At 59.4% G+C, this 14474-nt stretch carries 8 protein-coding genes; 6 read left to right on the top strand and 2 right to left on the bottom strand.

The window, feature by feature from the left end:
• The 3 genes from FTW19_RS24565 to FTW19_RS24555 all read left to right on the top strand — a co-directional run bounded on the left by FTW19_RS24565 (position 1) and on the right by FTW19_RS24555 (position 4237).
• Entirely contained in the window at positions 1–1602 is a 1602-nt protein-coding gene (locus tag FTW19_RS24565) for a fucose isomerase (RefSeq protein ID WP_147650188.1), read from the top strand.
• Positions 1602–2840, top strand: coding sequence for an MFS transporter (locus FTW19_RS24560; RefSeq protein WP_246153478.1), 1239 nt, complete (start codon positions 1602–1604; stop codon positions 2838–2840). Before FTW19_RS24565 ends, FTW19_RS24560 begins: the two co-directional genes overlap by 1 nt.
• Positions 2841–3184: 344 nt before the next feature.
• A complete protein-coding gene (locus FTW19_RS24555) occupies positions 3185–4237 on the top strand; it encodes an IS110 family transposase (protein WP_147650187.1) in 1053 nt (350 codons plus the stop codon).
• Between the two features lie 260 nt (positions 4238–4497).
• On the opposite strand, the gene trmD is transcribed toward FTW19_RS24555, so the two are convergent.
• Positions 4498–5292 carry a tRNA (guanosine(37)-N1)-methyltransferase TrmD gene (gene trmD, locus FTW19_RS24550; protein WP_147650186.1) on the bottom strand — a complete coding sequence of 265 codons (795 nt, stop codon included), beginning with the start codon at positions 5290–5292 and terminating at the stop codon, positions 4498–4500.
• 187 nt (positions 5293–5479) lie between these two features.
• Between trmD and FTW19_RS24545 the strand changes: the two genes are divergently transcribed.
• The 3 genes from FTW19_RS24545 (at position 5480) to FTW19_RS24535 (ending at position 12957) form a co-directional block, all read left to right on the top strand.
• A complete protein-coding gene (locus tag FTW19_RS24545; protein ID WP_246153477.1) occupies positions 5480–7357 on the top strand; it encodes an alpha-L-arabinofuranosidase C-terminal domain-containing protein in 1878 nt (625 codons plus the stop codon).
• A 268-nt stretch (positions 7358–7625) separates the two neighbouring features.
• The gene (locus tag FTW19_RS24540; RefSeq protein WP_147650184.1) at positions 7626–11525 is read left to right on the top strand and encodes a carboxypeptidase-like regulatory domain-containing protein; all 3900 of its coding nucleotides are present in this window, start codon (positions 7626–7628) and stop codon (positions 11523–11525) included.
• A 91-nt stretch (positions 11526–11616) separates the two neighbouring features.
• On the top strand, positions 11617–12957 hold the full coding sequence (locus FTW19_RS24535; protein WP_147650183.1) for an oligogalacturonate lyase family protein: 1341 nt from the start codon (positions 11617–11619) through the stop codon (positions 12955–12957).
• 340 nt (positions 12958–13297) lie between these two features.
• On the opposite strand, the gene FTW19_RS24530 is transcribed toward FTW19_RS24535, so the two are convergent.
• The gene (locus tag FTW19_RS24530) at positions 13298–14449 is read right to left on the bottom strand and encodes an IS481 family transposase (protein ID WP_147649897.1); all 1152 of its coding nucleotides are present in this window, start codon (positions 14447–14449) and stop codon (positions 13298–13300) included.
• Between the last annotated feature and the right edge of the window lie 25 nt (positions 14450–14474).

The following is a 14474-nucleotide window of genomic DNA, read 5'->3' as shown; positions in this document are numbered from 1 at the left end:
ATGGTGAAGGAAGTTGTTCTGGTAACAAGCGGAGATCTGCGGCTTTCGGCAAACCAGGCCTGCTGGCCGGCGCAGAAGGAACTGGAAGAGAAGCTGACCTCGGTGCTCGCGGCCATGGGGGTAATGATGCGGCGTGCCTTTCCTGTGGATGAAAAAGCAGGGCATGGCTTTCTCTCCAGCCAGCGGATGGGCATGGATGTCTTTGCCACCATACCGAAGGATGTACCACTTATCTTCGCTACTGCAGCGTGGCAGTACACGCATCATGTGCTGCCTGGCATGCGCTTCCATAAAGGCCCGATGTTGACTATCGCCAACTGGTCCGGACAGTGGCCCGGCCTGGTGGGTCTGTTGAATCTGAATGGATCGCTGGTGAAGGCGGGCGTGAAGTTTTCGACACTGTGGAGCCGCGGTTTTGACGATGCTTTCTTTCTGAATGGCCTGAAGCAGTGGCTGGAGACGGGGACGGTCACACATGACCTGTCGCACGTAGAGCCGCTGAAGATCGCCAAGCTTCCGGAGTCAGCAAAGGCTGCGGGCCGCGAGGTGGCTACTGCGCTGCGCGATCGCAAGGCGATCTTCGGTGTTTTCGATGAAGGCTGCATGGGGATGTACAACGCCATCATCGATGACGAGCTGCTGAATCCCTGCGGGTTCTTCAAAGAGCGGTTGAGCCAGAGTGCGCTTGCCGCTCGCATGACCACGGTCAGCGACGAGGAGGCTGCGGCAGTGCGTACCTGGCTGGACGCACGCGGTCTTCGTTTCGTTACCGGTGCGGATGAGGCGACGGAGCTGACCGACCGTCAGATCCTCCTGCAGGCGAAGATGTATATAGCCGCCGTACGCATGGCGGCGGAGTTCGGCTGCGACGCCATCGGTATTCAGTATCAGCAGGGACTTAAAGACACGACCCCGGCATCGGACCTGGTGGAAGGCCTGTTGAATAACCCTGATCGTCCTCCGGTCTTCGATGAGAACGGTGTGGAGCTCTTTGCGGGCAAGGCTCTGCCGCACTTCAACGAGGTGGACGAGGGTGCGGGTGTGGATGCCCTGGTGACCAATCGCTGCTGGGTGAAGCTTGGGCTTGATCCTTCGACGACGCTGCATGATGTGCGTTGGGGTGAAGAACTGGAGGTCGATGGGGAAAAGCAGTTCGTGTGGGTGCTGCAGATCTCGGGCGCTGCTCCGGCCAGTCACTTTGTCGGCGGCTATGCAGGTTCAGTAAGTGAGCGGCAGCCGGCGATGTACTTCCCGCTCGGTGGAGGGTCGTTGAAAGGCGTCGGCAAGCCCGGTGAGATTGTGTGGAGCCGCGTCTTTGTCGAGGGTGGAGCGCTGCACGTGGACCTTGGGCGTGGCACGGTTGTCGCACTGCCGAATGAAGAGACAGAACGCCGCTGGCGCGAGACCACGTATCAGTGGCCTATTGTGAATACCGTACTGCACGGCGTTACGCGTGACAGCTTCATGGCGCGGCATCGCGCCAACCACATCAGCATTGCGTATGCGAACGATGCTGCTGGAGCCGATCATGCGCTCGCAGTAAAGGCCGCGGCGTTTGCCGAACTCGGGGTAAACGTCCATCTCTGTGGTGTAAAGGCGTAGTGACGAAGATCGAGGCGGGCACGGGCAAGGCCTATCCATGGCTGCTTGTAGGCATGCTGTGGTTTGTCTGCCTGTTCAACTATGCGGACCGGCAGGCGATCTTTTCGGTCTTTCCGCTATTGCGTAAGGAGCTTGCGCTTACTCCGATTCAGCTCGGCATTGTGGGCTCGAGCTTCATGTGGATGTATGCGCTTGCCGGACCGTTGGCCGGATGGATGAGTGATCGCGTCTCGCCACGTAAGGTGATTGTGGGCGCGTTGGCCTTCTGGTCGGTGGTGACGGCGGGAACGGCGCTGTGCCATAGCTACGGCATCCTGGTCTTCTTCCGTACGCTCGGCGGGCTGGGCGAGGCCTTTTACTTTCCCGCGGCGATGGCGCTGATTGGGGCATATCACGGTGCGGCGACACGGTCGCGGGCGATGGCACTGCACCAGTCGAGCGTGTACGCAGGCACGATTGCCGGTGGAGCGATGTCGGCGTTTATTGCTGAGCGGCACGGCTGGCGCTCGAGCTTCACCATCTTTGGCGCGCTAGGTGTGGTGCTGGCGGTGGTGCTGCTCTTCTGTCTGCGGCAGCCCCCGCGTGTTGCCGGCGATGAACCGCGGGAGAACCCGCTGCTGCACTTTGCGCATGGAGTGCGCGAGGTGTTGCGCAACGGCCGCATCGTGCTGATGATCGCGGTCTTCATGGGGGCGAACTTTGTCGCAGTCGTCTTCCTGACGTGGCTGCCGACGTTCCTGCTGGAAAAGTTCCACATGAGCCTGAGCAATGCGGGCTTCAGCTCGACGGCGTATCTGCAGGCTGCCTCGGTGCTGGGTGTGCTGCTGGGCGGCTGGCTTGCCGATCGCTTTGCAGCAAAGCGAGCAGGCGGACGTCAGTTGACGCAGGCGATCGGTCTGCTGTGCGGCGTGCCGTTTCTGTTTCTTACCGGATGGTCGATCACGGTATTGGGGCTGATCGTCAGCATGACCGGTTTTGGATTCTTCAAAGGCATCTACGACGCGAATATCTGGGCATCGCTGTATGACGTCGTGCCGGTAGAGAAGCGCGGCGTGGCCGCCGGTGTGATGAACAGCCTGGGATGGCTGGGCGGTGGCTTCGCCCCGGTGCTAATCGCAGCGGCTGCGCAGCGCTTTGGCCTTTCAGCGTGTATCAGCGCGACGTCCGTGATCTATCTCTGCCTGGCAGTGGTGATGATGGGACTGGCAGCGAAGCTCGCGAAGCGAGCTTCGCGTTAAAAGTTGAAAGTTAAAAGTTGAAGCGTCAATGCATGGGGGAGTGAGGTCCGGGTGCCCCACATACGCGAAGCTTATGTGGGAGTATCGGGGTCCCCAGCGAACTTGTTCGCTGGGGTGATTTATCGAGCGGAGCTCGATCTACTGTTTTGTTTGTCATTTCGTAGCGAAGCGGAGAAATCTGCTTCTCTACCTCATTTCGCCGAAGAAACAAAAGCGGTCGCGCGTAGCGCGATGCCCATGTCCCCGAGGGATATTGATGGGATAAGGAAGAAGGCTTCAGCGAAGATCGAGATAGGTAAGGGTTAGAGGACTGACCTATCGGGAAGATCAGGAGAAGCCTTCTTATGCAGATTGTAGGTTGTGATTTCCATCCGCAGTGGCAGCAGGTTTCATTTTTAGATCAGGAGACTGGCGAGTACCGGGAAGCGAAGCTAGTCAACGGTGATGGGGAGGCGGAGCGGTTCTACCGGTCGTTGTCTCCAGGAGCGCTTGTAGGGATCGAGTCGTGCGGCAACGCGCAGTGGTTTATTGATCTTCTAAGCAGTCTGGGTCACACGGTGTGGGTCGGAGATGCGGCGAAGATCCGAGCCAGCTATGTACGGAAGCAGAAGACGGACCGCCGGGATGCGGACCATATCCTGAAGCTTCTGGTGGAGGACCGGTTTCCGCGGTTGTGGACGCCTTCAGCCAAGCAGCGGGATCTTCGTCAGCTGCTGATCCACCGACACAAGCTGGTGGAGATCCGGACCCGGGTGAAGAACGGGCTGCAGCACCTGGCGATGAACCGTGGCGTACAGAAGCAGTCGCGGCTGTGGAGCGTTCGGGGGAGGGCTGAGTTGGAAAAGCTTCCCCTGGAGGGCTGGAGTGCTCGTCGACGGGAGGATCTGTTGGAACTGATGAAGGGTCTGGACCGGCAGGTCAAGGAGCTGGATGAGGCAGTCGTGCAGGCGGCCAGGGAGGATGCGAAGGCGGAGCTGTTGATGAGCCAGCCGGGAGTCGGCCCGATCACGGCGATGGCCTTCGTACTGACGATCGGCGATGTGAGCCGGTTCGAGTACAGCGGGAAGGTCGCCAGCTATCTGGGCCTGATCCCCAGCGAATACACCTCGGGCGGCAAGCGCAAACTGGGAGCCATCAGCAAGCAGGGCAACCGGTTCATGCGCCAGTTGCTGGTGGAAGCAGCACAGACGGCCTGCCGGCTGGATGAGGGATTTCGAAAGCAGTATCAGGCTCGCTGCCACCACAAGCCGAAAGCAGTGGCCAAGGTGGCGGCAGCAAGGAGGTTAGCAGTGCGACTCTACTGGATGCTCAGGCTGAACAAACGCTATCCAGAGATCGCCCATATCGAGAGCGGCTCGGGGGTGCCCCTGGCCATCCATGGTCGTGACGTTGAGTGAGCGCTTTCGCATCCAGCACAGGCTGGATGTCCGCATAGAAGCATCATGGCCTGTTGTATACGGTCGAATCGATGGTTGGTGGGGCTAGGCCCCACAGAGATGTGATGCAGCGTTGAGTTACCCCAGAAGACACCGGTCCTCTAACCCCTTGCCTCTGGACTCTCAAACGGTGCCCTCGCATCGAATAATGACGTACGCTCTTTTTACCCCTTGACACAGTCTTCTTCCTTATCGAGGGGCACCCGATGTATGGGCTATTCCTACAGCGAATCCAGAAACGCGCGGTCTTCTTCGGAGAGGTCGGCTTTGGCCAGCAGGTCGGGGCGGTTGCGGGCGGTCTTCAGGAGCTGTTGCTGCCGTCTCCATTTGCGCACCTGGGCGTGGTCGCCGTTGGCCAGGATTTCGGGGATAGTATGGCCGCGGAACTCGGAGGGACGGGTGTAGTGCGGGTAGTCCAGCAGGCCTCCGCTGCCGTGGGTGGCTTGCGGGCTTTCGAGAGTGTGTTCGATCTCTTCATCGCTGTGACCGAAGGATTCGAAGCGGGCGGAGTCGGCATTGCCCAGTACACCGGGCAGCAGGCGTGTGACTGCGTCGAGGATGATGGCCGCGCCCAGCTCGCCGCCTGAGAGAACGTAATCTCCCACAGAGAGCTCGCGGTCGCAGAGCAGCGTGTTCACGCGCTCGTCCACACCTTCGTAGCGTCCGCAGATCAAGGTGATGCGTTCCAGCTTCGAGAGCTCGTGCGCGATGGTTTGGGTAAACGGCTTCCCGCCGGCGGCCAGCAGAATGACAGACTCGCGGCTGAGGTCGCGTTCGGCCAAGGGAGTGATGCCGATCGATTCGGCGCACTCGAAGATGGGCTGAGCTTTCAGCACCATCCCCTCGCCTCCGCCGAAGGGGCGGTCGTCTACGGTGCGATGGCGGTCGTGCGTAAAGGCGCGCAGGTCATGCGTATTGGCAGAGACCACGCCTTTGCGGATAGCGCGGGAGACCACGCCGTAGTCGAGGGGGCCGGCGAAGAAGCCGGGAAAGATGGTAATGAGCTCGAACTGCATCCTGAGAGTTTCAGTGTACGTCGGCAGCGAGGCGGGAAGGGGGGATGTACTTCGCCGGGGCCGGGAAGGTATAGTCCATACCGAACCGTGTGTGAGCCCGTTTTGCGTTTCCGGGATGTTTTTCTGGGACAAATCCGGCCGGTTGAGATAACGTTTTCTTAAATCCGTTCGAGGAAGATACATGCGAATGAAGTGGATGGCAGTTGGCCTCAGCGCGCTGGCGCTGGGGGTTGCGGCGGCGCAGCAGCCGGCGAAGCTGAGCGTGGACACCACGCAGAAGACGGCTGATGTGAGCCCAACGCTCTATGGCCTGATGACGGAAGAGATCAACTTCAGCTACGACGGTGGCCTGTATGCGGAACTGATCCGCAACCGCACCTTCACCAACCGCTGGCCTCGCTTTGAGTGGTGGCGCGTAGTGACCCAGGGCGAATCCTCCGCAGTGGTGGAGAACGGTGACAGTGGGCCGAGCGAGGCGCTGGCGAAGAGCATGAAGCTCGTGGTGCGCGAGGCGTCGAAGGGCAATGAGGCCGGCGTCTCCAACGATGGCTACTGGGGTATGGCGGTACGGCCCTCCGCAACCTATCGCGGATCGTTCTATGCCAAACCCGCAGGCGTGGGGACGGCACACATTCGCCTGATCGCCAACCAGACGGCGGCGACGCTGGCGGAGGCGACCGTGGCGCTGACTGATGGCGACTGGAAGAAGTACGAGTACACCCTGAAGACCGGTGCGGGCGTGGTTCCGGGCAAGGACAACCACTGGGAGATGACGTTTACCCAGAAGGGCAGCATTGAGCTGCAGCTGGTCAGCCTGTTCGAACCGACGTTCAACAACCGCGAGCATGGCAACCGTCCTGACCTGATGAAGATGCTGGCGGCCATGCACCCGAACTTCCTGCGCTTCCCCGGCGGCAACTACGTCGAGGGCAACACGCTGGCCGAGCACTTCGACTGGAAGAAGACCATCGGACCGCTGGTTGGCCGTCCCACCAAGCGGACCTCATGGGGTTATACGTCGAGCGACGGCATGGGCCTGCTCGAGTTCCTGGAGTGGTGTGAAGACCTGAAGATGGAGCCGGTACTGGCCATCTTCGCCGGCTACACGCTGAACGGCGAGCATGCCGAGGGCGAGGCGTTGAATCCGTACATCGCTGAAGCCCTGGATGAGATTGAGTACGTGACCGGTGACGCCAGCACCAAGTGGGGCGCGATCCGCGCGCGTGACGGCCATCCGGAACCCTTCAAGCTGCGCTTCATCGAGGTGGGGAACGAAGATAACCTCGACCGCTCGGGAAGCTACATCAAGCGCTATCCGCCGTTCGAGAAGGCAATTCGCGCGAAGTATCCGCAACTGAAGCTGATTGCGACTTCATGGCAGCATGGCGGTTCGCCGGACCTGGTGGACGATCACTATTACCAGACCCCGCACGAGTTCTTTGACCTGGTACACAAGTACGACAACGGCGACCGTAACGGACCGAAGATCTTCGTGGGCGAGTGGGCAACGCGAACCGGCTCACCGACGCCTGACTTCGGAGCGGCGTTGGGCGATGCCGCCTGGATGACCTCCATGGAGCGCAATGCCGACCTGGTGGTGATGGCTGCCTATGCGCCGTTGTTTACGAACGTGAACCCGGGCGGTATGCAGTGGTCGAGCGATCTGATCGGTTATGACGCGCTGCATTCGTACGGCTCTCCCAGCTACTGGGCGCAGGTGCTCTTCAATGAACACCTGGGAACACAAGTGGCGAAGAGCCAGGCCGAGGGAGTGGGGAACCGGTTCTTCTGGTCGGCGACGGTCTCGCCGGAGAAAAAGGTGCTCTACCTGAAGCTGGTGAACGCCAGTGATCGTCCGCAGTCGCTGACGCTGGATGTCACGGGAGCCAAGGCAGGCGCTGCGGTCACCAACACCATGCACGCGGCGACCTGGTATGTGACCAACGCGATCGATCATCCGGAGACCATCAAGCCGGTGAAGGGAACGACGACTGTTACGGCGGGTAGCTGGAAGCACGTCGTGGGGGCGAACACCATTGAGGTGATCGACATTCCTCTGAAGTAAGAGTCCTTCCCCAGAAAAGGAGCGGGCGGGGTGCGCAACAGCGCCCCGCCCGCTTTTTTGTGCCCGGAAAGCTCCTCTCTCGAGGAAATTTCAGGAAACGTTTCTGGCCGTCCACAATCCCGATTTCCTGATATATCTGGCGAAATTTATGGGAATTCAGGCTTTTAATTCCTCTGCTGAAACTTCTTCCCTATTGACAATGAAACGTTTCACGAAATAGCGTTCCGATGGACATCCAACGACAAGATTTGGAGTCGCAGGAGGAAGTATGGCAACAACCTTTTTGGAGCCGTGTGAGCGCATTGCGTCTTCCAGGTGGAGTCGATTGCTGGGCATGTTGGCCCTTCTCGCCGTTGTGCTGATGCCGGGCATGCTGCCGGCGCAGACCGGCGGTGAAGGCGGCCTGCAGGGCTCAGTGACGGACAGCACCGGAGCCGCAGTTCCGGACGCAACCATCATCATTACCAACCAGGGAACAGGTACGCAGACCACCCGTCAGAGCACGAGCGCCGGCCTGTATTCCGTCAGCCCGCTGCCGCCTGGGATCTACACCGTTGACGTGAAGCACGAAGGCTTCCAGGAGTTCCTCCAGAAGAACCTGACCGTCAACGCGATGATCGTTACCGGCTTCGATGTGACCCTGACGATCGGCGCGACCAGCGACGTGATCACCGTTCTCGAGGCTCCGCCGCAGCTGGAGACAACGAACGCATCGCTTGGTCTCACGATCGAAAACGAAGCATATTCCAACCTTCCGCTGGTGACCAACAACGCCCAGCGCGACGCGACTGCATTTGGAGCCCTGGCTCCTGGCGCGCAGGGCGGTGCTCGCCTGCCTATCGTAGGCGGAACGGGAAACTACCTCGGCCAGCTCTATGTCGATGGCCTGCCCGCACAGACGGTCAGCCAGCAGGGTGATAATCGCCTGGTCTCGCAGGCGTTTTCAATCGAGGCGATCGACCAGACGCAGGTCCTCACCAGCACGCCGCCTGTGGAGTACTCCGGCGCGGGTGCGCAGAACTTCACCATTAAATCGGGCACGTTGAAGTATCACGGCCAGGTCTCGGACTACATCCGGAACACGGCCCTGGACGCATGGCCACTGTTGACCAAGGCGCAGACTGTCTCCGATGGCAAGGGAGGGCAGGTTGCTGCTCCGAAACCTGTCGATCACCAGAATGAGCTGTCGGCCAGTGTCGGAGGACATGTGCCGGGCACGAAGCGTGTCTTCTTCTTCGCTGCGTACGATCGTTACCACAACCGTACGGTGCGTGGTCCTGTTGCCTACACCATTCCAACGCTTCTCGAGCGTCAGGGTGATTTCACCGAGTTGCTCGGTACCTCTAACCCCGCTTTGTTCGACCCGACAACGACGAGCTGTTCCGGTGGGACCTGCACTCGCCAGCCATTCCAGGGCTCGAAGAACGGAGTCCCGACCTACAACGTAATTCCCGCAAGCTATCTGTCCCCGTTTGCAAAGGCGGCGCAGCAGTATCTGCCCCAGCCATCGAACTCCGGCACGACGAATAACTATCTCGGCAGCGTCCCATACGGCTTCGACAACTTTACGGTCGACTACCGCGTTGATTTTCAGATCACACCGAACCATCGCATCTCGACCGTGGGCGCCATCGGAAAGGTCGGTTATCTGAACAACTACAGCGCGCCTTTCCTGCCGCAGCCTTACACCGGCGGAAATCTCGCAACCATCTATCCGAAGATCTTCGACGTACAGGATGTCTACACCATCAACAACAACCTGGTGAACCAGTTGAAGTTCGGCTTCGTGCGGTTCTTCCAGGACATCAAGAACGCAACCCAGAATGTCCCGGGCTATCAGATCGGCGATCTAGGTGTTACAAATCTGCCTGCCGGGCAGGCGGGCCAGACCTTCCCAGGTATGACGTTTACTGCCGGCGGAGCAAGCTCGGTCGCACTGCAGACATGGACCGGCGCAAGTGATGCGGTATCGACGCAGAAGACGACGCCGAATAACTACACCGTTCTCGACAACGTTCTGTGGACCAAGGGCAAGCACTCGGTCACAGCCGGTATCCAGGTCCAGTGGCAGCAGATCAACAATGCCAATCCCGATACCTACACCGGTCTGTTGCAGATGGTTTTCAATAACTTTTCAACCGCGAACTTCGGAGCGAATTCGCAGACGCTTTCCAGTTCGTCCGGTTACTCCTATGCCAGCTACCTGCTTGGTGCAATCGGTGGCAGCCCAAGTCTGCAGCTTCGTCCGGTCAGTGAAGTGGGTGGGCGTTATCGTCCTATCGCCCCCTATGTCTCGGACACCTGGAGAATCACGGAGAAGCTGACGCTGGATGCGGGACTCCGCTGGGACTACCTGCCGCCCTATCGCGAGGTAAAGGACCGTTGGAGCTTCCTCAATCCGAACCTCACCAATCCAGTCACCGGAACACCTGGTGCGATCCAGTTTGCGGGCAACTATGGCGGCGCCACAACGAGCTGCCAGTGCCGTACTCCAGTGCAAACCTACTGGCAGAACTGGGGACCGCGCGTAGGTCTCACCTATGCTCTTGACGATAAGACCGTTCTTCGTATCGGAATCGGCCGCGTCTTCTCGCAGGGCGGTGGCGTTGGCGGCCGCGGTGGAGCGTTCAATGGAACCGGCCAGTTGGGCTTCAACACAAGCATTGCCTCGCCGGCGGAAGTAACCACGGGCGCGGGTGCGGGACCGTCGTACTACCTCAACAACAGCTCTGCCTTCCAGACGATGGGCAGGGCCAACACGGCTCTCTTTGGCGGTCAGGCATATCCGACTGCTCCTACTCCTGGAGCCGCAACACTGGGTCTCAACACGGGCTTCTACCTGAGCAACGGAAGAATGGTAACGGGACAAGGCGTAAGCTTCGCCGACCCATACTTCTCCGGCCGCGCTCCGAACTTCACGTTCTACAACGTGGGCATTCAGCATTCGTTGACGAAGGACATGGTGCTTGCCATCAACTACGTCGGCAACCAGAGTCACCACCTCATTAACTCGACCTCCAATGCCGCAAATGCCCGAGGCTATTGGTCGAATCAGCTCAACCCGATCTACCTTGCCGGCCTTGGAAGCGTAACGGCCACTGACGGCAAGACACCGATCCTGATCGCACCGGCTACCTCGGCGAATGTTGCCAAGGCACAGGCCGCTATGCCGGGCATCAAAATTCCACAGAATTTCCAGGACGCTGCAGCAGCCAGCAATGGTGGGGCGGCGACAATCGCTCAAGGACTGACGGCGTTTCCACAGTACTCCGGTGTTACGGATACCTGGGGCAACGTTGGCAACTTCAGCTACAACTCTCTCCAGGTAACCGTGCAGCAGCGCATGTCGCGTGGGCTTACCTTCAACTTCAACTACACGTGGTCGAAGAACGTCGGCAACGATGGGACCTTCCGCAGCGGCTTCGCGATTCCGCAGGCCGCAATCTCGGGTGGTACGCAGAGCTGGGCGCAGGATCGCATCGATCGCGGTGTGACGACCATCTCGTCGCCGCACACGATCCATGCCTATGGCGTCTGGAAGATGCCGTTCGGTAAGAACGGATTCGGTGGTAACCATCTGGCGACGCGCTTGCTGCTCAGCGATTGGCAGCTTTCGAACATCTTTACTTACAGCACCGGCACGCCGGTCGCGGTGGTGTGGAATACGGACGCAAGCTGCAACACGCTGTCGACTGCAACCGGATCCAATCCTCTTCAGGGACGTTGCATGCCCGACGTGAATCCGTCGTATGTCGGGTCAGGACGTACGGGGAACAACTACGGTAAAGGGGGCACAAGCATCGCCTGTAACCTTGGCGGCGCGGGATGCTCCGCGGCCAAGTACCTTGACTCGAATGCCTTCCAGGCGCCGAGGAGTGTTTCCACCGGAAGCACTCCTGTGTACCTGTTGGGAAATGCATCGCGTACTCAGCCATTTGGCCTGAAGAATCCCGCGGCTCTTACTCTGGATGCCGCGCTGCGTCGCACGATTCCGATCCGTGAAGCCATCAACTTCCAGTTTGAAGTAACGGCTTCGAACGTACTGAATCATCCTGTTTTAGGCAATCCGAATGCGCAGTGGGGAACCACGGCATTCGGAACCATCACCGGAGTTAGTAGTGCCAGCACACCGCGCAGCTTCCAGCTCGCGGGTCACCTCAACTTCTAACGTAGCCTCCTCAATTCATGGGCCCTGCATGACCGCTGTCATGTGGGGCCTAATTTTCTGGCATTCAATCTGTACCGCAGGAGTATGTTGTATGCGCTTCAAGGTAACTGCACTCGTCCCCTTTGCCGCCGGCGTATTGCTTTGTCCGGCGTTCTCTGCCGCGCAAGACTTCAACCTCCCCAACGACCGTCGTCCTCCCGAAAAGCGCCCCACACAGGAGGAGATTGCGCATCCTCCCAAGAGCTGGATCGATAAGGACACTGGCCACCGCGTCATCCGTCTGACGGATGAGCCCGGCTCCGCCAGCTTCTACTTCAACGTCAATGCCTATACCCCTGATGGTAAGGAGATGGTCTACACCACGCCTGAGGGTATCTCGGTGCTGGACCTGCAGACCATGAAGACGCGCAGCGTGGTGAAGGGTAAGGTTCGTACGCTGGAAGTAGGCCACAAGACGCAGAGTATCTTCTATGTGAAGAATGAGGAGCGCGCGGTCTATAAGACCAACGTCGATACCGGTGAGACCACCATGCTGGCCAAGCTGCCGCCGCGCGGCAACATCGTCTCGGTGAACGCCGATGAGACGCTGGCCGCAGGCACCTATGACGAAGAAGATCGTCCGAACGAGCAGTATGGCCGCAACGGACGTACATCAACAGGACAGCCCTCTGCGGGCGTCTCGCAGACCAGCCCGCTGGATCAGCCTTTGAATAAGGGCGAGATGATGGAGCGTCGCCTGGCGGCGAGGATTCCGCTGGTGCTCTATACGCTGGACCTGCGTAACGGCAAGGTCACGCCGCTTCTGCACTCGACTGACTGGGTGAACCATCTGCTCTTCTCTCCCAGCGATCCCAAGCTGCTGATGTACTGCCATGAGGGCCCGTGGCAGAAGGTCGATCGCATCTGGACCATCTGGACTGACGGCACGCACAACCAGCTTATGCATAAGCGCACCATGGCGATGGAGATCGCGGGACATGAGTTCTGGGGACAGGATGGAAAGACCGTCTACTACGATCTGCAGACGCCGAAGGGCGAGGACTTCTGGCTGGCCTCTCTGAACCTGGAGACCGGCAAGCGCAACTGGTACCACATGGACCGCAACGAGTGGTCAATTCACTTCAACGTGAATGAGAAGGCTGGCCTGTTTACAGGTGACGGCGGTGATCCGCACCAGGTCGCTCGCGCTCCTGATGGCGAGTGGATCTATCTCTTTCACGCGAAGAAGGTCCAGAGCGAGGGCATGGTGGATGGTCCGGAGTATGTACAGCCATGGGCTTTCCAGTCGGAGAAGCTGGTGAATATGAGCAAGCATAACTACACGCTGGAGCCGAATGTAAGCTTCACGCCGGATATGAAGATGGTGATCTTCCGGTCGAATATGTTTGGACCGACGTATGTGTTTGGTGTGGAGATTGAGAAGGCTAAGTAGTAAGAAGTAAAGATGGGAAGAGGCACCCCGATGGGGTGCCTCTTTTGCTTGGTTCGAATTGTCGATTGAATGGGATTAAGCAATCACTTCAGCCATGCCCTCAGCGGCTAAAGCCGCCTGCTTATTGCGCCTGTACGGGACGGCTGAAGCCGTCCCCTTAAGCAAGGCATTCGCGCCTGCAGCGCGAAATGGTTACGCAATGCGTAGCCGCTCTTGTGCGAGGAGGGGAAGCCTCATCTCTAAGTATTCTTTATCAACGCGGCAGGATGGTCTTGCTTAAGGGCACGGCTGAAGCTGTCTAGTCTCCAGAGATGGTTTACAGTTTGTCTCCACACATCCTTTACAGATTGAGTGAGTTTGCGGGGCAGGGTTCCACGATCGTGGAACCCTGCCCCGTGAGGTCGAGTTCCCGGATGGGCGTGTCACCGTAGAAGATCAGGATGCGTTGATCGATGCGAGCGAGACGGACAGGCTGATGAGCCAGGGCTCCGGCTACCTGCCAGCTGCGTCCGTCCAGCCAGAGCGCTCCGTTGCTGTTGAGCTCGCGCACTTCGGCATCCGGGGCATACGCGGGGTTACGTGGTTCGGTGTACTCTCGCTGGCTGGGGTGCCAGTGGTCTGCTGGCGTTTCCATGTCCAGCGCTTCATGGGGACGAACATGGTTGTACTCTTCCCGGAAGCGGTCCAGCCATGACTGGCCAGGCGGCGTATCCATCGGCCCGCACCTTCTCCGTGCCCGCTCCAGGGCACCGTGGAAGCGTTCCACCTTACCCTGGGTCTGCGGGTGGCGGACTCCGGAGAAGTACAGCCGGATGCCCAGCCGCATCAGCCACACGGATAGCTGCGTCCATCCTCCTGGTGACTGCGCGTTCCACCAGGGCTGGCCGTGATCCATCAGCATGGCCTCGGGCAACCCACAGTCAGAGAACGCCTTATCCAGCCTCTGTTGGACGACGAGACCTTCACCCGAGGACAGTTGCTCCAACACCAAGGCATAGCGGCTGTGGTCATCCAACACGGATAAGGGGCCAAGATGCGCGTTCCATCCCTTAGGGCTTTTGAAATCCATCTGCCAGAGCTGATTAGGCGCCTCGCGACAGAAGCTGCCAGTGGCCTGTGGATGGCTGTCCAGCCGGTGGATCAGACCGTGCCGACGCAACACTCGATGTACGGTCGACGATGGCACCTTCACCCCAGATCGGCCGAGCAGAACGCGAAGCTTACGTGCACCCCAGTCAGGATGCTGGCGCCGTAAAGACACGATCTGCTCTTCCAACTCGGCAGGGCTCTGACGGGGACTCAGCAGAGGCCTGCGGCTGGCTTCCTGCATGCCGGCCGCTCCATGCTCACGGTATCGCTTCAGCCACAGATAACCCGTCGGACGGCTAATCTCGTACTCCATACACAGAGACGAAAACGATCGCTCTCCAATCATCGCCGCCTCCACAAACCGCAATCGCTGCGCTTCCACTTCCACCTTCCTCCATGCCATCCAAAAACACCCCTAAACAGGCATA

It is taken from the genome of Terriglobus albidus, assembly GCF_008000815.1.
GTDB classification, from domain to species: domain Bacteria; phylum Acidobacteriota; class Terriglobia; order Terriglobales; family Acidobacteriaceae; genus Terriglobus; species Terriglobus albidus_A.
The sequence above is the reverse complement of the archived record's forward strand: the minus strand, read 5'-3'. Positions and strand labels throughout refer to the sequence as shown.